Origin of the sequence: Alistipes provencensis (assembly GCF_900083545.1) — a bacterium.
Lineage (GTDB): Bacteria > Bacteroidota > Bacteroidia > Bacteroidales > Rikenellaceae > Alistipes > Alistipes provencensis.
This window is the reverse complement of the sequence record NZ_LT559262.1, coordinates 970,241-991,294: the sequence shown is the minus strand read 5'-3', so window position 1 is coordinate 991,294 and position 21,054 is coordinate 970,241. Positions and strand designations below refer to the sequence as shown.

The window sequence follows — 21,054 nt, the reverse complement described above, 5'->3', positions numbered from 1 at the left end:
GGTGTTTAGTTGTCTTCGATGGAGAGGCTTCCGTCGGAGTTGACCGTCGCCTTTCCCTCGTAATAAATGATCGATGTCTTGCCCGCGCTGCTCTCGGTCTCCTTGCCGTCCTCGGTGAAACGCACCGTGAACGAGGTGGTCTGCTTGCCCGGCTCCTTGTTCCTGTTGAAGTGCGACATGCCGGCCGGAACCTCTTCCTCGATCTCGTAGCGGCCTACCGACTTGAACGTGTGTCCTTCGGGCAGCATCGACTTGGCTTCGGCGATCTGCGCGGCGATGGTCTCGGGCGAGAGCTTGCCGAGATCGATGCCCACGGTGGTCTCGTACTCCGGCGCCTCGAACACGCTCTGCTCTTCACGCAGGTCGGTCGGCTCGGCTCCCGAGAGGTAGTAGCTCTGCGAGAAGGCACGGTCGTCCTTGTTGACCATCTTCACGGTGACGAGTCCGAGGTCGTTCGACAGTTCGCCCATCTCTATGAAGGAGACCGAATAGATCTTGAACCGTTCGCCGTCGACGTTCTTTCGGGTCAGTTCGATGGCTTTGGCATAGCTTTCCGCCTTGTCGGCGGGATTGCCGGAAATTACATTGCAGGAGACGGCGCACAGGGCCGCGATAGCCGTAATCAGGCTGTAAAAAATCTTTTGCATGATGTTTACTATATCAAAGATAACAAAATTCGCTTGTTTTCTGCCGGGAACGGGCGCTTTTTTTCGGGTTCGGCGGATTTATTTGCCGAGCAGGGCGCGGAAGGCTTCGTAGGCTTCCCAGTTCTCGAAGAAATCGGTGCGCAGGATGATGTGGTCGTCGACGGTCTTGATCTTGCACTCGTTCTCTTCCTCGTCGTATTTGACCCACTCGATGTCCGTGATGTTGAACCGGCCCTGTTCGATTCTGTCCTTTTTCACCACGGGATAGGTCACCGTGTCGCCGTCGACGGTGATCGAGGCTCCTTGGGCGGCCAGTACGCGGGCTTTGCGGATTTCAAGCAGGGTAAAGATCAGCAGGGCAATGCCTCCGACCACGAAGATCACGGTGACGGCCGTGGGCCCGAGAATGCGCATGCGGCCGATGCGGATACCGAAGGGGGCGATGAGCGGAAATACGATCATGAAGAGTGAGATGCCGATCGTCGAGAGCTTGCTCATGACCGGGCTTGCCGGGGTGTAGTTGAATGTTTTCATAAAAAAGAAAGTATGGGTGACTGCTGTGTATGTCCGGACATGCCGGACGAACAAATATAGTGAAAAGAACAGCTAAAAATATACGAACGTATACTTTTTATGCGCAAAAATTCGATGCGTTTTGTTAAGGTCTTGTTTTTCAGTTGCGGAGCAGTTCGTAGAGGCTGTGAAACTGCCGGGCCAGATGGTCGGCGTCCAGACCCGTGAGGAATGCCTGTTCGAACGAGAGCCCGAAATGAATCTGATGGAAGAACTCCGCGATCCGCACCGGATCGAGACCGGGGCGCAGTTCGCCGCTTCGGACGGCGTTCTCCACGGCCTGCTGCCAGTGCCGCTGGGTCTGCCGCATCAGCGCCCGGAATTTCAGGTCTGCCCCCGGGTAGTATTGGCGCACCTGCATCATGAAGTTGAGGTAGTAGATGTTCAGCGCGACGTCACCCCCCCCCTTGCATAGCACCAGCAGTTGCGCCATAGTTTGCCTTACGCCGTCTATATACCGTTCGATGAACTCGGCCAGCGTCCCGTCTGCGGCCGTGAATTTGTTTTCGGGGGTCTGTATCTCGAAGACGTAGCGGTCGGCGACGGCCATGAAGACGGCCTGTTTGTTGGGGAAATAGTGGTGTATGCCCATGCGCGAAAGTCCGCAGGCGCGGGACAGTTCGGTGATGGTCGCTTTTTCGTAGTTCTTGGAGACGAATACGGTAAAGCAGTTTCTCAGTATCTCGTCGCGGTTGGTCTTCATGACGCTACGAAAATACGAAAAATTCGGGAAACAAAAAAGACCGTCCTTTCCGGAACGGCCTTTTCTGTGCGATTTCCCTACTCGAGGATCATGCTCATCGGCACGCGGAGGAACACGGGCCGGTAGGTCGAAACATCCAGATAGGGTTTCTGGAGGTTGTAGCTGTTGATGTTGTAGCAGATCAGCAGTTCGTTCGCTTCGTTGATGAACTGCGGGTGCGCCATGGCGTTGTAGGTGAACAGTTCGCGGTCGTTGTCCTGCTCGGTGGTGACGTAGAGCAACTGTTTGTTCCGCCACGGTCCCACAGGCGTGTCGGCGATGTAGGAGTAGATGTCGCCTGCCTGCTGTGCCCGGCGCTGCGTGACCAATACATAGCGATCACCGTGTTTGAAGACCGAGAACTGCTCCGAGACGGGTACGTCGAGACCTTGGCAGGCTGCTGCCGCGGCCGGATCGGCACTCCATCCTTTGCTGTCGAAATACTCGTAGGGGCCCAGATCGTCAGCCGCCTCGTCGAATTTCGCCCGCGAAACGCACAGTTGTGCGGGGTCGTAACCGGCGCCCGAACGGGTTCCGTAGACGTAGTACCAGTCGCCCAGCTTCATCACACAGTGTCCCCAGTGGACGGGGCACTGGTCGTCGTAAATCTCTTCGATCGACTTGACGCTGTAATCCGCCATGTCGATCTTCACGACGTCCGTGCCGTCGAAACGGAAGCCCCACTGGCCTTCGCCGCCCTGATAGAATTTGGTCATGAAGAGGTAGAGCGTGTTGCCGCGCTGGAAACCGTGCCCGGGCCAGTACCAGTAGACGTATTGCGAAGTCGCAGCTTCCAACGGCGTGCAGAGCGACTGGGGCGTCTCGGGCGTGCCGCCGTAATAGGCTCCCAGATATTTGTAGTCGGGGCTGATGTGGATGAGCGAATTGTTGATCATCTCGTAGCTGAAGTCGCGTTTTCCACCGACGACCTCGCCGAGGAAACAGTCGCCGGTCATGAAGAGCGAGCTGCCGTCGTCGAGCACGATTGAAATCGTGCCGTCGGAGCCCGTCACGCCGTTCGAGTCGGGCGAATAGAGCGTCGTGAAGCGGGTGTCCACGCGTGCGGAAGGGGCTTCCGCCGGGGTGTTCGAGCCGCAGGCTGTAAGAAGCAGGAACGGCAGGCAATAGCAGATTTCAGGTGTTCTCATAATTTGAAATGTTTTTTAGGGTTTGACAGAACTTTCGAACGCCGACGTCCATGCTACCGGTTCCCAGTCGCCGGTCCCGTATTTTTTCACTTCACCAGCCAGTGCCTCGAGCATTTCCTGTACGAGTCGGGGCTGCCGGGTGGCCATGTCGTAACGTTCTTCGGGGTCGGATTCCATGTTGTACAGTTGCACGTTGTGCCAGATCCCCGATGACTTGTCGTATTCGGGCAGCCGGTCGGGGATGCCGTACGGATTGAGTGATCCGCCCGATCCGGAGCCGGCAATGAGTTTCCACGGGCCTTTGAAGTAGGAGAGTACTCCGTTTCCGGATTGTGCGACCGCTGTCGTCCGGATCGGCTGCCGTCCCTCCAACAGGGGCAGCAGCGACCGGCTGTCGACGGCTGCTCCTTCGGGGAGTGTCGCGCCCGATATGTCGGCCAGCGTCGCGTAGAGGTCCAGATCGCATGTCAGGGCGTCCGTTACGATGCCTTCGGGTATGGTGCCCGGCCAGCGCAGCAGGAACGGAATGTGGTGGCCTCCCTCCCAAGAGTCGGATTTCATCCCCCGGAAATGTCCGCTGGGATTGTGGCCCATGTCGAGAATCGAGCCGAAACGACCGCCGTAACGCTCTTCATCGTTCGTACCCCCATCTTGGAACGAAGAGCCGTTGTCCGACGAAAAAACCACGAGTGTCCGCTCTTCGATCCCCGCGTCGTGCAGTGCTGCAAGGATTTCTCCGACCCGATGGTCGATCTCCTCGACGAAATCGCCGTAACGTCCGGCGCGACTTCGCCCTTCGAACTCCGCCGACGGGGCGATGGGCGTGTGGGGAGCCGTCAGGCTGACCATCAGGAAGAATGGTCGGTCGCGGTGCTCCCGAATGTATTCCATCGCTTTGCGGGTCTCCGTAGCCAACAGTTTTTCGGGCTGCCACGACTTTGCCATGACTCCCGGAACCCCGGGCATTCCCGCTTCGAACGGGCGGTCCGGAATTTCTGGAAAGCGGTCGTTCTCAATGAAGGCATAGGGTGGGAAGTTGGGCACGTCATCTCCGTAATAGTAGTCGAACCCATGATGCGTGGGGCCGTCCTGCAGCGGCTGCGTATAGTCGACATTGGCCCCGTTCGCGGCTCGGTCGACCGGAGCACCGTCGGTGGTGGCGAAACCGATCCCTAAATGCCATTTGCCTACCAGCCCGGTAGCGTATCCTTTCCGGCGCATCAGTTCCGGAAGCGTCAGTTCATCGGTCAGCAGCGGATCGGCCCATGTCCATATCACGCCCTGTTTGAGCGGTCCTCGCCAAGGATAGCACCCTGTCAGAAGTCCGTATCGAGTCGGTGTGGAGACTGCCGCCGAGCTATGTGCATTGGTGAATCGAACGCCCTGCGAAGCCAGCCGGTCCAGTTGCGGGGTCCGGATACGGCCCTGTGGATTGTAGGACGACAGGTCGCCGTATCCCAGATCGTCGGCAAGGATGAAAACTACGTTCGGCTGCGATTCCGCGGGACGGTTTGCACAAGCGCAAAGCGTCAGTCCGGCGGCACAACTGCATATGATTCTTTCTTGCATGGATTACCAATTATCGGTCCGGAACGAGGAGGCCGGGAGCCCCTCGGTGTTGTAGAGCGAACCGTCGACGTAATTCGTGTATCCGTAGCGCACGGCAACGGGATCGGGAACCGCATCGCTCCAGACCTCCAGCCCTTCGTTGCCCCAGAATGCCGGTACGATGCGCGCTTCGGCAGGGTGGAAGATGCGGTCGCTGCCGGCGACCTCGAAGCCCGAAGGCTGTTTTCCGAAAAATGAGAGCCCGTTGGGGGCATAATCGAATGTCAGGCGGGCGCGTCCTTTCTGCACCTCCATCGAACGGAACTCCGGACCGCGGCATCCGAAAGCCGGATGACCGTAGTCGCGGTTCAGCGCCCAGTAGGCGAGCCGTTCGCCGACCACCTCCTTGCGGGCGGGGTGGATCACATCGCGTTCCCCGACGTCGAGCGTCACGGCCATGCCCGTGTCGGGCACCGTGCGCATCACTTCGAGCTGCGCTTCGCGCAACTCCGCGGAATTGGCGCCCTGATGTTCATAGGGTGCGATCTGCACGAAGTAGAACGGCATTTTCGGGTTACGGAAATAGTCGCGCCACGACTCGATCAACTGCGTGAAGAGCTCCCGGTACTGCCGGGGGCGGGTGACATTCGACTCGCCCTGATACCAGATCACGCCTTTGACGCTCATCGGCAGCAGCGGCGCGAGCATCCGGTTGTAGAGCACCGTCGGCAGGACGGCGTACCAGACCGGATCGGTCTTTGCGGGCGTGAGTTCGAGGTCGAAGCCTCCGAACCGTTCCAACACGGTGCGGTCCAGCCATGCCTCGGCCGTCGAACCGCCGTGTGCCGACTGCACGAGGCCGATCGGGATGCCGGTCACCTCGTGAATCTTTTCGCCGAAGACATATCCCACGACGCTGAACTCTTTCACATGTTCCGGATCGGCAGGCCCCCAAGAGCCGTCGATGCGCAGCGTGTCGCTCGGAGCCAGCGCATAGCCGTTCTCCACGCGGAACAGCCGTATTCCCGGACGGTTGCTGCGGAGCAGTATCCGCTGTGCATTCTCGATGGGCTGGTCGGGGTTGCCGCGGAAATTCATCTGCATGTTGCTCTGCCCGCCGACGAACCAGACGTCGCCGATGAGCACGTCGGTCAGTTCCAGTCGCTCCCGGCCGCTCTCCACCGTCAGCGTCCGGGATTCATACCCGGCTTCGGGCGTCCGCAGGCTCACCGACCAGCGGCCCCGGTCGTCGGCGACGGTTTCGGGCCGGGCCTTCGTCCAGCTCGCCCGGACACGCACCCGAGCGCCGGGCCGGGCCTTGCCCCACAGCTCCACGCCGGTCTGCTGCTGGAGCACCATGCCTGAGGCGAAAATGGGAGGCAGTTCGAGGCCCTGCGCGCCGGCCAAGGACGCGCAGAACCCGAACAGGACGACCAGAATCAGGCGTTTCATGGCTGCCGGACTATTTGTCGTTCTCGGCAAACGAGAACTCCTCGCCGTCGGGCATCTTCACCTCGATGCTCTTGTCGGCATTGACCATGTAGAAGCTGACCTTGTCGATCTTCACGCCCGCCGGAACGCCGAAGAACTCGTGCGGATAGAGGTAGAGCATCCACTTGTCCTTCCCGTTCTTGGTCATCAGCGTTTTGGCGCTCACTTCGTCGACGACGGCTTCCTGCGTCCCGCCGTTGTAGGAGGCACGGGCCATCAGGTAAACCTTGTCGGCGCCTTTCAGGGGCGAATCGACCCCGTCGACCTGAATCGTGGCGTCGTATTTGATCGACACGATATCCTCCCATGTGAAGGCCTCCGGTGAAATGGAGCACATCTTGGGCAGCGTGTAGTCGATCGTGGCGTTGCTGCCTCCCGTGGTTTCGAACGGCTGTTCGTGGAGCAGGTAGTACTGCGCGTCGTCGTGCACGCCGTCCTGCGTGTTGCCGATGAAATAGGCGAGGTTGGTCTTGAGGTTCTCGCTTCCCGTGGTGAAACGGACGGTGATCGTTCCCGTGAACTCGTCGTTGTCGACCCAGTTATGATTGGTCGTGGCGATGAAGGCCACCCACTCCACGGGTTCGTAGTTGCCTTTTAGCCCGATGCGCGATTTCAGCGCCGCGGACCATGTACCGCCGGTTTTGGGTTCCTTGTCGGCACCCGTCGTCAGGCGCATCTCCATCGTTCCGCTGCCGTCGCTGGTCGTGTAGGTGATGACGGCGTTTTCGGCCATTTTCCACGCCGCGGGGGCCAATATGGCGACCACGGGAGTCGTGCGGCTGCCGATGTTCTCAGCGATCTTGATCTTGACGTCGAACGTGGCGTCGACGCCGGTGTTTACGGGGGCCGTTTCGGGATGGTTGATGCTGAGGAATTCCATGCATCCCGCGACGATGGCCGCCAGTGCGGCGATGGTCAGGTATCTGTAATAGCGTTTCATCTTCGGTTCGTTTATTGGTTTTCGCTCTCGTCCTGAACGGGCAGGAGCTGATACTCGTATTGGTTCGAAGGCGCTCCCAGCTTGAACGGGAAGGTCACCAGACGGTCGCGCGTCATGTAGCAGATCACCTCGCCGGTCCCTTTCTCACGAATCTCATAGGGGCTTTTACCGGTGTAGATCTCCCACTCCACGTCCACATAATCTTTCGTGGTTACGCGGAACGGCGCTCCGGTCTGCGTGAAGGTCAGCAGCGAGGGCTCTCCGTCCTTGTAGCTCAGCGTCAGCTCCACGCCGTCGAAGAAGGTGAAGTAAGGCTTTACGTCGGTGTCGTTCTGCATCACCTTGTCGATTTTGAATACCAGCGTCTCGTTGCCCATGGCCAGTGCGGGGTAGTCCTTGCCGCTCTCCAGCTCGTTGGTGCAACTTGCCGCGAGGAGGCTCAGCGCGGTTATCAGGAAAACATGCGGTGTTTTCATGTCGGTAGTTTTTGGATGTTGTTATTGTTTCGGATTCAGGTATTTGAGTTTGCCCCACTCCTTGGCGGGCCGGTCTCCGAGCCACAGCTCGAGTTTGCCGCCGCGGACGAACTGTTCGTGGTCGAACTGGGCGTAGTCCCACGGCCGGCCGTTGAGCTCGGCGCGGCGGATGTAGCAGTTGTCGGCCGAATTGTCGTGCGTCGTGATGACGAACTCGCCCCCGGGGTAGTAGTCGGGGTTGAGCCGGATGGTCACCCGGTCGAAGATCGGCGAGGTGATGTCGTAATAGGGCACGTCGGATTCGGTTCCCGTGACGCTGAACAGACCGATGCCCATGAGCGCGCTCACGCCGCCCATCTGACCTTGGTCCTCGTCGTGGCCGCCGTAACCCTTGTCGGGGGTGATGCCGCCGTAGGCGCGTTCCTTGACTTGGCGCACCCAGTACTGCGTGAGCCACGGCTTGCCGCCGTAGGTGAACAGGTGGGCGTTCGAACAGCCGGGCTGGTTGGCGTAGCTCACATAGCCGCCGCTGTAGGCGTAGACGAAATCGAGTTCCCGGGCCTGTTCGAAGGCGTAGTTGAGCTTGTCGCAGAAGGCGTCGCCTCCGCCCATCAGTTCGACGAGTTTCGGCAGGTCGTGCGATACCGACCATGTGCCCTGCCAGCCATTGGCCTCGACCCAGCCCCGGCCGTCCAGCGGATCGAGGTGGAGCCATTCGCCGTTCTGCTTTTTGGGGAGGATCAGCCCCTGTTCGGCGTTGAACAGCGGTGTCCATCCGTGGGCGCGGCGTTCGAACTCCCGGGCGTCGGCCTTCTTGCCCAAGCGCGCCGCCATGCGGCTCAGACCCCAGTCCTGAAACGCCCATTCGAGCGTCTTGCCCGCGTTGCCGGGGCACCAGCCGTTGCGGATGTAGAATTTCAGGTCGTCAGCGTTCTCGTAGCTCATCATGCCTCCCGGCAGGTGGTTGCGTTTGATGATCTCGTAGGCGTGCAGCGGGTCGGTCTTCTTCATGATGCCTTTCATGTAGGCGCTTACCAGCATGCTGCTCGCCGGACAGCCCGTCATGATGAACGAGTAGCCTCCCGCGCAGGCGCCGCGCGGCAGCAGGCCGCCGTTGTCGGCATACTGCACCAGACAGGCCGTGAAGTCGTCCATGATCTCGGGCCATGCCAGCCCCCAGAGGATGTTGAGGTTCCACTGCGTGAGCCAGATGCCGTCGAAGCCGTACATGTTGAATTTCGGCGCGCCGTTCGCATCGAGCTCCACGCGGCGCAGTCTCATCGGGTCGGATGTCCGCTTGTCCACATATTTTCCGCCCGTGTAGTCGGGATACCAGCCGTTTACGTCGCTGATCTTGTGACGCCCCAGCAGCACATGCCACAGATCGGTGTAGAACTTGATCCGCTGCGCCTCGCTGCCCCCTTCGACGGCCATGCGGCCCAGCATCTCGTTCCAGATGGCCTGCGTCTCGCCGCGTACGGCGTCGAAATCCCATCCGTTGAGTTCCGCCTTCAGGTTGCCCACGGCGTTTTCCAGACTCGTGTACGACATGCCGATCTTGAAGAGCACCTCGCCCGACTCCTTCAGGTCGAAGTTGAGCACCATGCCCGCCTGATCGCCTGCGATGGCTTCCGCGCAGGGCATTACGCCCTTCTCGTTCCAGCCGTCGGCGCTCGTGAAGGGCCGGTTGCACTCCAGTACGAAGTAAAGCGCGATGCTGTCCGGTCCGCCCCAGAAGCGGTCCGTCGTCATCAGTTCACCGAGGATCACCGTGTCGCTCATGCGGTAGAGCGTGGCCCGGTTCATCGAACAGTTGCCCAGCGTGCTGCCCACGTCCACGAGCAGTTTGCCCTGCTCGCCTTTCGTGTAGTTCACACGGTAGAGCGCCGCGCGGTCCGTCGCCGTGTATTCGACCCATGCGTTGTAACGGTCGAGGTAAAGGCGGTGGTAACCCGGCTGGATGATCTCGCTCTCATGTTTGAAAGGCGATTTCCATCCGGACATGCCCTGCATCGGGTCTACGTCGCCCGCGGCGGGCATGATGTTGGGTCCGGCGATCATCCAGTCGTTGACCTGCGTGAATCCGAGGATGTCGGGGAAGTTGTAGTTGTAACCGCCGCCGCCCTGATTCTTGTTGCGGGTGAAGGCGTGCGCCGCCACCATGCCCATCGGGCGTGCCGCGGGGGTGCAGAAGAACCAGCGTCCGCGTGTGGTCTCGATCCAAGGGTCGACCCACTCCACATACGGAGTCCGTTCGTCCCGGGCCGGGAAGACCTCGATCTCCGAAAGACCGATGTTCCTGCCCGCGCCGTCGGTCGCCTCGAAACGCATCCATTTCACTTTTCGGGGTGTGAACGTCACGCTTCGGGGGCCTCCGTCGTTGGGAATCCCCGTCACGCTGACCTCCGAGCCGTCGCTGAAGCGGAGCGTGCCTCCGGCGAGGTGCTCCTCGGGCGATACGCGGTCGTAGAGCACCACGCGCTCGATCGTCACCTCCTCGTCCCATTCCAGTTGGGCCCACGGCATGTGCATCACGCCCCACGAGGCCACGGCTCCTTGGCAGGCCCATTCGCCACGCCCGTCGTAGCGGATCACCCCGTCGTTGAGCCCCTGCGCGCCGTATTGTTCGCTCAGAGCGTCGGAAACGGTCGCGTGCGCCTGCGGAGCGATGTTGTTCTGCGCAGCCCGGCCCGTCAGGGGAAAGAGTGCTGCGAGGGCCAGTATGCTGATTATCGTTTTCATTGGTTTCGAGTTGTTCCGTTAATAACCGTCATTCTGCGTGATTTTCTTGTTCAGCAGCCGCTCGTACTGCGGAATCGGGTAGAGTTTGTGCTTGTCGGCAACGTAGGCGGCGGGCTTGGCGCGCTTCACCTCGCCGGCGAAATCCGTCGAGAGACGCACGAGGTCGAACCAGCGCGAACCTTCGAGCGTGAGTTCCCAGCGGCGTTCGTCGAGTACCGCCTTGCGGAATCCGACGAAGTCGAGGTTTTTCAGGTCGTGGTCGCCCGATCCGTTGTCTTGGAAGGCGCGGTCACGCACCTTGTTGATGGCGTCGTAAGCCTCGGTCGTGGGACCGTCGTGCACCTCGTTCAGCGCCTCGGCATAGATCAGCAGCAGCTCCGAATAACGCATATAGGGGTAGTTCTGGTTCGAGTTCTGGCCGTTGGGCTCCGCCTCGCGGTCCCAGAACTTGCAGAAATAATAGGGATACTTGGCGCTTTCCGAGAAGACGAGGGTCGATCCGTCGCTGTAGGTGAAATCCTTCATGATCGTCACGTCGCGCCGCGTGTCGCCGTCGGCGAACGATTTGTAGAGATTCTCCGTCGGAACGATCCACGAGTTGGCGTTCGAGGGGCCTTCGCTGCCGCCGGGGCTGTTCTGGCGAATCTCCGCGGGCAGCAGCGAGACGTTGAACTGCGATTTCCAGAGGTCGTCGCCGCCGTAGTTGATCGACACGACCGATTCGATACCGTGCTTCTTGCTGATGACGAAGTTGTCGGCAAAGCTGGGGAAGAGGTCGTATTTCCCGGTTTTGATTACTTCGTAGGCGTAGTCGGCGGCGTTCTGGTAGTCGGCGGCGTCGTGTGTCCGGGCGGCCTTGATCAGGTACACCTTCGCCATCACGGCGTTGGCCATCAGCACGTCGGCGCGTCCGTAGCCGGACCGGTAGTTGTCCATCAGATTGTCTATGGCGAACTGCAGGTCCTCGATTGCCGTGCCGAGCACCGTGATCTGGTCTGTGCGTTCCACGCCGAACAGCTCGTCGACCGATTCGCTGGGTTTCAGCCGCAGCGGCATGTCGCCCCACATCTTGACCATCTCGGCATAGAGCAGGCCGCGCCAGAAGCGGGCTTCACCCACAAGGTGGTCGCGTTTGTCGGGGTCCATGTCGATGGCCGGAATCCGGTCGATGGCGATGTTGGCGGTGTTGATGGCCCGGTAGAAGGAATACCACAGGGTCTTGACCTTGCCGTCGGTCTCCGGAAGGCTGAAGTTGTCGAAGTTGGCATAGAGCCAGTTGTCGTGAAGGGCGTTGTCCGAGAAGAGGTCCTGCGACAGCCAGAAGTCGTTGTAGAAAACGCCTCCGTAGGGGGTGTTCGCATTGCCCGTGCCCTGCCACTGGCTGACCGAACCGATGCCCACCGTTTCGTAGATGGCGTTGACGGCGCCCTCGGCGTCCGATTCGGTGGTGTAGTAATTCTTGTCCGTCACGTTCGACAGGGGCACTTCGTCCAGAAACCCGCTGCAGGATGCAAGTCCCAGCGACAGGCCCAAAATCGTATGTATGAATCTGTTTTTCATCTTCGTAATCATTATTGGTCAGTAGCTTAGAAAGTCATCGAGACGCCCAGCGAATATTTCCGCGACGTGGGATAGAGGTTCTGGTCGATGCCGCCGCCGATCGAGGGGTCGTTGCCCGAGTATTTGGTGAAGGTGTAGAGGTTCTCGAACGACACGAACACGTTGATGCTGGCGATGCCGCGCAGGGCCTTGCGGGGGATTGTGTAACCGATCGTCAGGTCGCGGATGCGCAGGTAGCTGCCGTCCTCGACCCAGCGGTCGGAGAAGCCCGACGAATTGGACACGGCGTCGGCGCGGGGCAGTTTCCCGTTGGGGTTTTCCGGCGTCCAGCGGTCGAGTACCGTGGTGATGTTGTTGTACGAGCCGTCCATCGACTCCAGCTCCTTGCGCGTGTAGTTGATCACGTCGTTGCCGTAGGTGCCTTCGAGGAAGAGGTTGAGGTTGAAGTTCTTGTACACGAAGCTGTTGTTGAATCCGAACGAGAATTTCGGCGCGAGGTTGCCCAGAATGACCTCATCGTTCAGGTCGATGATGCCGTCCTTTTTGATGTCTTGGTATTTCTGCTCGCCGGCCACCATCGGACGGTTGGGTAGCTGGGCCACCTGTGTCAGGTCCTCGTCTAGCTGGGCGATGCCGTTGGTCTTGTAGCCCCAGATGTTGTTCAGCTTGTCGCCGACCACCATGCGGGTCACGCCCGTGCCGGCCGATTCGCCCTCGGCGATGTTGAGTTTTTCGATGCGGGTGACGTTGGTGTCGATGTTGAAGGTCGACGTCCAGTTGAAATTGCGCGTGGTCACGGGAACGCCCGTCACCGAAAACTCGAAGCCGCGGTTGCTCAGGTCGCCCAGATTGCGCATCGAGAACATGTAGCCCGAATACATCGGCAGGTCGACGGCGTAGAGCAGGTCGGTGGTGTATTTGCGATAGTAGTCGGCGGTGATGCTCAGCCGGTTGTCGAACAGGCCGATGTCGATGCCCGCGTCGAACTGCGAGGTCGACTCCCACGCCAGATCGGCGTTGGGCAGCGTCAGCGGGGCCAGTCCGCCGCTGGCGATGCCGTCCCCGAAGGGAGGTTTTACCGAGACCAGCGTACCCTGCGACTGGTAGGGCGAGATGCCCGCATTACCCACCACACCGTAGCTCAGGCGGAGCTTGAGGTTCGAGACGCTCTTTACCTCCTTCATGAATTTCTCCTCCGAGATGCGCCATGCGAAGGCGCCCGAGGGGAAGAAGCCGTACTTGTGGTTGGCGCCGAATTTCGACGAGCCGTCCACGCGGCCGGTGAAGGTGAACAGGTAACGGTTGTCGAACGAGTAGTGGATACGGCTGATGTAGGAGAGCATCGCCCACTCGGAATCGGTCGTCTGGTTCAGCCAGACATCCTTGCCGACGCTCAGGTCGTGGTAGCCGAGGCGGTTGTCCTCGAAGTTCTTGACGCCCAGCCGGAAGACGGTCTGCGTGAATTTCTGGGCCGTCTGGCCGACCATGGCCGAGAGGTTGTGCTTGCCCCATGTGTTCTTGTAGGTGAGCGTGTTCTCCCAAACCCACGTCTTGGTGTTGAACGTGGCGACATTCCCCTTGCCGGGGCCGTCGACCGACACTGCGAGGTCGTTGGGGAGGAACATGCGGTCCATGCTGAAGATGTCGTCCACGCCGAACTGTGTCCGGAATACCAGCCGGTCGTCGCCAAGAAATTTCAGGTCGGTGTAGATGTTGCCCGTGAAGCGGTTCTGGCGGTTCTGCATATCGGCTTTGCGGGCCGTGGCGACCGGGTTGCCGCCGTAGACGCCCGTCGACGAGGAGAGATTATTGCGGAAGGTGTAGTTGCCGTCGGCGTCATACACAGGCAGCGCGGGGTTCATGTCGTAGGCCATGGAGATCATGCTCAGCGACTGGTCGGCGTTGCCGTAACCTTCGGACTGCACCTGCGAGTAACCCATCGTGCTGCCGAAGCTGATGTATTTGTTGATCTCGGCCGCCACCTGTCCGCGGAAGGTGTAGCGGTTGAAATCGGTGTTGATGAGAATACCTTCCTGATTGAAATAGCCCGCCGAGAAGTTGTAGGTGACCTTCTTCGATCCGCCGCCGAAATTCACCTGATAGTTCTGCGTGATGGCCGTGCGGAAGATTTCGTCCAGCCAGTTGGTGCGCGTTACCACCGACTTGGGGTCTTGAAAATAGGCCGGAACGGACATCCCGGCATTTTCGTAAGCCTCCTTGCCCAGTTGTGCGAGCTGTGCGCCGTCGAGCATCGTGTAGGCCTGCTCGGGGGTCTGGAGTGAAAGGGTGGCGGTGAAGCGCACTTCGCCGCGCTGTTCGCGGCCCTTCTTCGTCGTGACGAGGATGACGCCGTTGGCGCCGCGGGCTCCGTAGATGGCGGTCGCCGAGGCGTCCTTCAATACTTCGATCGACTCGATGTCATTGGTGCTGAGGCTCGACAGCGGGTTGATGACCAGACCCTGTCCTTCGGTCACCGATTCGCTGATCAGGGGCACGCCGTCGATCACATAGAGCGGCTCGTTGGTGCCGTTGATCGAGCTCGTTCCGCGGATGCGGATCGACGCTCCCCCCCCCGGCTGTCCGTCGTTCTGGCGTACCTGCACACCGGCTATCTGGCCGCGCAGGGCGTTGTCGAACGAGGCGATGGGCTTGTTCTCGAGCAGTTCCGATTTGATCGACGAGACGGCGCCCGTGAGATCGGATTTCTTCATCGAGCCGTAGCCGATGGCGACGACCTCCTCGAGGGCTATCGCATCCTCCTGCAGTGTGACGTTGATCTGCGTGCGTCCTGTGACGGCGAGCTCTTGGGTCTTGCACCCGAAGAACGAGTAGACCAGCACGGCCTTGTCCGACGACACGCGGATCGTGTAGCTGCCGTTGGCCGAGGTGACCGTTCCGCGGTTGGTTCCCTTCTCCACGATGGAGGCTCCCGCGACGGGTTGTGCGTTGCGGTCCGTGACTACGCCCGAAACTTCGTACTGGCTCTGGGCCCGGACTCCGGAAACACCCAGCAGTAACAGGCAGACAAGGGCGGTGAAGCTCCGGAATGCCCATCCTCTGCGGAAGTCAAGTTGTTTTTGTTTCATGGTTATTTCAAGTATTTGGTTAGTTGTATCTTTCTCTTGTCAAATGGAATCCGTTTGTCCGATGTGGTTGAGCGCATAGACATAGGCGCCGACAGAGACGGCGCGGCTGGCTCCCAGCCGGCTGACGGTCAGCCCGATCTGCTTGTCGGCGTCGTAGATTACGACCTTGTCCGACCCGTAGACCTTCAGCGGCCGTCCGCCGTTGGCGACGAATTGGCGGAGCGACGTTTCGTCGTCGAGGTTCAGCACTTCGGTCTGCATGCGGCAGAAGGCGGTGCCGTTCATCATCTTCAGCGGGCTGCGCATCTCTTCCAGCATCGCCGGAACGAAAAACTCCGCTGCGCCGGTCAGTCCGCCGCCGATGACGATGATGCCGTCGACGATGGTTGCGGCTGCGGCGAGCGTGTCGCCTGCGGCGCGTCCCAGTTCGGCGAAGCTCTCCCGGGCTGCTGCGGCATCCCCCGGACGCGAGCCTTTGGCAATGTCGTAAATATCTTTGGGGGTGAGGTCGGACGTGTCGCCCGAGCGTTCGGCGTAGACCCGCTTCACGGCCCGGATGCTGACGCTCTCCTCGATGATGTATTCGGGATATTTGCCGTTGCGGAAGCACCAGACGTCACCGCCCGAGGCGTTGTCGCCCAACAGCAGTTCTCCGCCGACGACCACGCCGCAGCCGAATCCCGTCCCGAGCGTCACGCCCAGCAGGTTGCGGTAGCGTTTCTGCGATCCTGCGGCGGCCAGTTGTGCGTTGACCCACGGGAGCGCCCCGACCATGGCCTCGCCGTAGGCGAAGAGGTTGCCGTCGTTGTTGATGAAGACCGGGATGCCGAATTCCATCTCGAGAAACGGTCCGAGGGCTACGCCGTCGCGGAACGACGGGAAGTTGGGCAGATTGCCGCCGATGATTCCGTGGGGATAGTCGGCCGGTCCCGGGAATGCGAAGCTGATCGCCACGGGAGGCGTGTCGAGGCGGGAGATCACCTCCCGAAATCCCTCGACGAGGGTTTGCAGGCAGCGGTCGAGGTCGTGGGAGTTCGAGGGGCGGCAGAGGGGTTCGGTGATGAACTCACAGCCCCGCATGGCCCCGAAAACGAAGTTCGTACCGCCCGCGTCGAGCGTTACGACGGTTCTGTCATCATGCTGATACATGGCTTTCGGTTTTTTCGGATCGGATCATCAGGCCGCAGCCCAGCAGGTAGAGCGCAAAGAGGGTCAGCACGGCCAGCGAACCGGCCTGCGAGCCTACCGCGTCGGTCAGCACGCCCATCAGGGGCGGCACGACGGCGCCGCCGAAGACTCCCGTAATCATCAGTCCCGAGATTTCGTTGGCGCGGGCCGGCATATGCTTGAGCGCTTGGGAGTAGATGACGGCGAAGATGCTCGAAAAGGCGAATCCTTCGACCCCGAGGGCGATCAGGATGGCGTAGCGACTTTGTGCGAAGTAGAGTGCGCCGAGTACGGCGAGTCCCAGCAGGATGTGGGAGAAGTAGTAGGTCCGGTCGGAGAGGCGGGTCAGCAGCAGCGTTCCCGTGAATGCCCCGATCACGCGGCAGAAGAAGTAGACGCTCGACCCGTAGCCCGCGCTTTCGAGGGGCATGCCGCACCGTTCGATCAGCAGTTTCGGGGCCAGCGTGTTCAGCCCGACGTCGATGCCCACGATGGCGACGATGCCGAGGAAGAGCAGCCGGATCTTCCGGTCGCGGAGCACCGAGAAAACCTCGCCCATCGACGACGACCGTTCGGCCGGGGATTCTTGAATGGGAGTTGCCAGCAGCCACAGTGCCGAGATCAGCGACGCCCCGGCGAAGATCGGGAACATCCAGATCCAGTTGCCCAGCGTCGCGGCGGCGAAGGTGGCGATGAAGGGGCCGCTGAACGAGGAGACCGCCTTGATGACCTGCCCGGCGGTCAGCGAGCTGGAGAGGGCGCGTCCGTCGACGACGTTCGTCAGCAGTGGGTTGAGCGACACCTGCAGGATCGTGTTGCCGATGCCCAACAGGGCGAAGGCGATCAGACAGGCGGCGAACGAGTAATCCGCCAGCGGCGTGAGCATGCCGACGATCGTGATGACGTTGCCCACGATCACCATGCGGCGGCGGCCGATGCGGTTCATCCAGAAAGCCACCGGCACGGCCAGCAGCAGGAACCACAGGAAGACCATCGAGGGAATGAGTCCCGCGAGGCTTTCCGAGAGCGCGAAATGCTGCTGCACATAGCTCGTCGCCACGCCTACCACGTCGCAGAAGCCCATGATGAAGAATCCGAAAAGCACGGGCAGCAGGTGGCTCAGGGTGTGTGTGTTATTCATGGTTCGGGTTTTAGGTTGGAGTTCTGTTTACAGTCGGTAGGTGTCTTTCACGAAGGCTTTGACCATCATGACGTCGTCTCCCGAAGCGTTGTGCAGCGTGTAGGAACCTGCGGCTGCCGGAATGATGAACGTTTCGAGGTAGTTGTAACGTTCCCTGCGCCCGTCGGCGGTCTCGACCTCGACGCCGGCGCCTTCGACGACCATCCAGACGTGGCAGCGGTTGTCGGTGTCGATCTTCAGGCTGTGCGCGTCGTGCAGGTGGTAGCGATGCACGTCGTAGAAGTGGTCGGGATGCGTGGGCAGGTGCTCCTGCGTGTAGCTTTCGTTGCTCTCCATGACGGTCGGCTTGCTGATGAGCGTCTCCGGGACCACCTTGCCGCTGCGTTCGAAACGGACGTTGTTCAGTCCGTGCTCGATGTTGATCGGGCGGGGACGGCCGTCGATGTCGAGGCGCACCCAGTCGTACATCTTGAAGGTGAAGATGTAGGGGGCGCTGCTGATCTCCAGCACGAGGTTGCCGGCGCCCGAGGCGTGGATCGTTCCGTTCGGAATGAGGAACAGTTCGTGCTTGCGGGCCGGGAAGCATTGCACATACTGCTTGATGTCGAGTGCCTTTCCGGTGCGCTGGCTCTCTTCGAGCGCGGCGGTGAAGGGCGCTTTCCGCACACCCTCCTGAAATCCCAGATAGACGTGCGCGTCGTCTGCCGCACGCAGTATATAATAGGTCTCGTCCTGCGTGTAGGGTTTGCCGAACCGCGAACGGATGTACTCCGGACGCGGGTGGCACTGGATCGAGAGGTTGCCGCCGTCGATCGTGTCGAGGAAGTCGAAGCGGATCGGGAAATCCTCCTTGAAATCCTCGGCGCAATGTCCCAGCACCTCGCGATAGCCGTACGACATCAGGAAACTGAACGATACTTCGAGCAGCGTGTCGTTATGTTTGAACATGATGCCGTTCTCGAGGGCCATCAGCTCGTACGACCAAGCCATGTTCGGCGCCTCGCGGTTGAGGCCCCGGATGTGGTCGCGCAGGTAGGTGCCGCCCCAGACGCCGGGTGCGAACCACGGCCGGACGCGGAAACTGCTGCGGCACATCCGCCGCAAGCCTTCGCGCAGGGCGTCGCCGCTCATGAACGTGTAGGCGTCGATGCGCTGCTCGTCGACGACCCAGTCGATGCGGGGGATCAGCGCCCCCTTGTAGGCGTCGAGGATCGGCCAGTCGATGAAATAACAGCGTTTGTAGGACTCCCGGGCGTCCATGCGGCGTGTCGTGCCGACGTTGAAGGCCGCTCCGGCCGCCATGCGGAACTGAAGTTCGTTCTTAGGCAGGTCGACATACACGAGCGGGGCTTTCCAGTCCGCCAGCGCGGCACCGCAGCCGTAGAGGATGGTGATGTCCGCCTCTGCGTCGGGGGTGAGTCGCTGCAGGGCCGCACGGTCGAAGAAGTCGATCAGCAGCAGGTCGGTCATGCGGCCGAAGATCGAATCCTCCTCGCCCATGAACGGGGCGATCAGCGCGTCGATCTCCTCCTCGCTCTTCAGCGCTCCGGCCACGGGAATGGTCGCTACCTTCCGGCCCTGCGATTCGAGGGCGCGGACCAGCGACTCGATGAATTTCTCCCACAGGACGCCTTCGTAACCGTCGATGACGACGCTTTTTTCTGCGGCGATCCGCTCTGCGAGCACCTCGATCCGGCTGAATATCTCATCTCCGATTTCGAATGCCGGGTAGAGTTCGTATTCACCCGCCGGTGTTTCGGCCGCCTCGACGGGGGCCAAGAAACTGTCTGATTTTCTATACATGGTGTATCTTATATTGTTATATATGTTCATACATATTATTGTTTGTGCAAATAAAGTAACATATTTTGTAAATACAAAATAGTTTGGCACTTTTTTTTGGTCCGGAGATGAAAAAAGTCGGAAGGAGACTTCCTTCCGATACGGAAAACAGCACCTAAAGGCTGTCAAAACTGTATTGTGCGGCTATCGCTCGGCCGTGATCGTGTAGGTGAAGCTGTCGGCGCGGTAGTAGCCGATGTTGTATTCGACGGGTACGCCCTTGATATCGTAGACGAAGCGGCGGCGGATCAGAATCGGGTCGTTTTCCGGGATGCGCAGTTTCGAAGCGACCCGCTTTCCGGCCAACCGGGCCGAAATCTCCTCGACGGAGGTGTGCACGACGATGTCGTATTGCTTTTCGAGCAACTCGTAGAGCGGCTTGGCGAAGTTGTCGTCGCTGCTGATCGGGAATTTGGGGTTGAAATAGGAGATGAAAACCACGAACGGATATTCGGCATGCCCCCTCACACGCTCCAGTTTCAGGCAGAGGTCATTCGCGCTGTCTTCCATGCCGAAGAACCGGCGGACGTTCTCATCGGGCTGTTCCATAGATACATGCAGTTCGTAGTTCTTGACCTGAATGCCCAATCGCTGCATCTCCTGCGAGAAACTCAGCCAGTTTTTCACGCCGCCCGTGATGGTCTTCTTAGCGACCCATGTGCCGTATCCCTTGCGGCGGCAGAGCAACCCTTCGAAAACCATCTTGTTGATGGCTTGTCGCAGCGTGTTACGCGAAATATGGAGGCTGCGCGCGAGTTCGATCTCGTTGGGCAGCAGTTTGCCGTTCTGGTATTCGGGAAGCACGATCATCTTCTTGATCGCCTCCTCCGCCAACACATGCAGCGGTTTGTTCACTTTCACTTCGGTCATGGCGTATGACATATTGTGAGTTATGTATGTGTCCTATGACTGTTTCCGTGTTTCAAGCGTCCCATTATGAGTGCTTTGTACGGTTGCAGCCGCCGAAATTGATTCGTTGGGTTCGTAGTATATGTGCAAACATAGCACTTTTTTCTTTAAACAACAAATCGCATTTGGTAAAAAAACAGCGCCGGATCGTGAAATCCGGCGCTGTCCTGCCGCTGGGGATCGGGTTTATTCGTCCGCCGCCTTTTCGTAGACGCGCACATAATCGACCTCCATCCGCTGGGGGAAGACCCGGTCGTCGATGCCCTGCTGGCCGCCCCAGTTGCCGCCGACGGCGAGGTTGACGATCACATAGAACGGCTGGTCGAAGGGCCAGCTCTCGGGGCCCGTGCCGTCGTTCTCGTAGGTGAAATAGAGCTGCTCGTCGAAATAGAACCGGATTTCGTCAGCCTCCCACTCGATCGCGTAACGGTGAAAATCCCGCGTTACGTCGGCCGAGCGGACATTTCCGCTCTTCTGCGTCCCGTCCAGATGCGAATGGCGGGTGGTGTGTACCGTCCCGACGATACACTCCGCATCGTAACCCACCTGCTCCACGAGGTCGATCTCCCCGCTGGCGGGCCAGTCGCCGTAGCGGCTATCGGCGGGCATCAGCCACACGGCGCTCCACGTTCCGCGTCCCTCGGGAAACCGCACCCGCGCCTCGACGCGTCCGTACTGCCATGTCTGGCGGCCGCGCGTGACCAGCCGGGTCGAGGTGTACTGCTTGCCGCCCTGCGACTCCCTGCGGGCGGTGATGGTCAGCAGGCCGTCCTTCACGCCGACGTTCCTGCGGCGTCCGGCCGTGTAGTGCTGCAACTCGTTGTTGCCCCATCCGTAGTCGTTGCCGCTGATGTCGTAATCCCATTTGGCAGGGTCGGGCAGACCCTTGTAATCGAACTCGTCGCTCCAGACCAGCCGCCATGCGGCGCCCGAAGGGGTGCGTATCGTCGCAGCCGGTTCTTCGGCCCCGGCTGCGCGAACGAAAAATGTCGCGGCCAGCAATAAAATGATTCTTTTCATAAACGCATCTGCATGACCCGGG

16 protein-coding genes are annotated in these 21,054 nt (G+C 60.2%); all 16 read right to left on the bottom strand.

What is annotated here, in order from left to right:
- Positions 1-5: 5 nt before the first annotated feature.
- Positions 6-647 carry a hypothetical protein gene (locus tag BN5935_RS03980; protein WP_064974960.1) on the bottom strand — a complete coding sequence of 214 codons (642 nt, stop codon included), beginning with the start codon at positions 645-647 and terminating at the stop codon, positions 6-8.
- Positions 648-725: 78 nt separating this feature from the next.
- Positions 726-1,181: a hypothetical protein gene (locus tag BN5935_RS03975; RefSeq protein ID WP_064974959.1), complete on the bottom strand. Its 456-nt coding sequence runs from the start codon at positions 1,179-1,181 to the stop codon at positions 726-728.
- A 139-nt stretch (positions 1,182-1,320) separates the two neighbouring features.
- Positions 1,321-1,923, bottom strand: a complete 603-nt coding sequence (locus tag BN5935_RS03970) for a TetR/AcrR family transcriptional regulator (protein ID WP_064974958.1) — start codon at positions 1,921-1,923, stop codon at positions 1,321-1,323.
- 77 nt (positions 1,924-2,000) lie between these two features.
- Positions 2,001-3,110 carry a DUF4185 domain-containing protein gene (locus tag BN5935_RS03965; protein WP_064974957.1) on the bottom strand — a complete coding sequence of 370 codons (1,110 nt, stop codon included), beginning with the start codon at positions 3,108-3,110 and terminating at the stop codon, positions 2,001-2,003.
- A gap of 15 nt (positions 3,111-3,125) precedes the next feature.
- On the bottom strand, positions 3,126-4,679 hold the full coding sequence (locus BN5935_RS03960; RefSeq protein WP_082944021.1) for a sulfatase family protein: 1,554 nt from the start codon (positions 4,677-4,679) through the stop codon (positions 3,126-3,128).
- Positions 4,680-4,682: 3 nt separating this feature from the next.
- The gene (locus BN5935_RS03955) at positions 4,683-6,110 is read right to left on the bottom strand and encodes a sialate O-acetylesterase (protein WP_064974955.1); all 1,428 of its coding nucleotides are present in this window, start codon (positions 6,108-6,110) and stop codon (positions 4,683-4,685) included.
- Between the two features lie 10 nt (positions 6,111-6,120).
- A complete protein-coding gene (locus BN5935_RS03950; RefSeq protein ID WP_064974954.1) occupies positions 6,121-7,089 on the bottom strand; it encodes a DUF4961 domain-containing protein in 969 nt (322 codons plus the stop codon).
- An 11-nt stretch (positions 7,090-7,100) separates the two neighbouring features.
- A complete protein-coding gene (locus BN5935_RS03945) occupies positions 7,101-7,565 on the bottom strand; it encodes a hypothetical protein (protein ID WP_064974953.1) in 465 nt (154 codons plus the stop codon).
- Positions 7,566-7,586: 21 nt separating this feature from the next.
- Complete coding sequence (locus BN5935_RS03940) at positions 7,587-10,307, bottom strand: GH92 family glycosyl hydrolase (protein WP_064974952.1); 2,721 nt, start codon at positions 10,305-10,307, stop codon at positions 7,587-7,589.
- Positions 10,308-10,325: 18 nt separating this feature from the next.
- The gene (locus BN5935_RS03935) at positions 10,326-11,867 is read right to left on the bottom strand and encodes a RagB/SusD family nutrient uptake outer membrane protein (RefSeq protein WP_064976830.1); all 1,542 of its coding nucleotides are present in this window, start codon (positions 11,865-11,867) and stop codon (positions 10,326-10,328) included.
- A 26-nt stretch (positions 11,868-11,893) separates the two neighbouring features.
- The gene (locus tag BN5935_RS03930) at positions 11,894-14,953 is read right to left on the bottom strand and encodes a SusC/RagA family TonB-linked outer membrane protein (protein WP_064974951.1); all 3,060 of its coding nucleotides are present in this window, start codon (positions 14,951-14,953) and stop codon (positions 11,894-11,896) included.
- Between the two features lie 39 nt (positions 14,954-14,992).
- A complete protein-coding gene (locus BN5935_RS03925) occupies positions 14,993-16,102 on the bottom strand; it encodes an ROK family protein (protein ID WP_064974950.1) in 1,110 nt (369 codons plus the stop codon).
- Positions 16,089-17,261 (bottom strand): MFS transporter, encoded by a 1,173-nt coding sequence (locus BN5935_RS03920; RefSeq protein WP_064974949.1) that lies wholly within the window; start codon positions 17,259-17,261, stop codon positions 16,089-16,091. The genes BN5935_RS03925 and BN5935_RS03920 overlap by 14 nt, the downstream gene beginning before the upstream one ends.
- A 27-nt stretch (positions 17,262-17,288) precedes the next feature.
- Entirely contained in the window at positions 17,289-19,064 is a 1,776-nt protein-coding gene (locus BN5935_RS03915) for a class I mannose-6-phosphate isomerase (RefSeq protein ID WP_064974948.1), read from the bottom strand.
- Positions 19,065-19,247: 183 nt separating this feature from the next.
- The gene (locus BN5935_RS03910) at positions 19,248-19,973 is read right to left on the bottom strand and encodes a GntR family transcriptional regulator (protein ID WP_064976829.1); all 726 of its coding nucleotides are present in this window, start codon (positions 19,971-19,973) and stop codon (positions 19,248-19,250) included.
- A gap of 225 nt (positions 19,974-20,198) precedes the next feature.
- Complete coding sequence (locus tag BN5935_RS03905; protein WP_082944019.1) at positions 20,199-21,032, bottom strand: glycoside hydrolase family 16 protein; 834 nt, start codon at positions 21,030-21,032, stop codon at positions 20,199-20,201.
- Positions 21,033-21,054 lie beyond the last annotated feature (22 nt).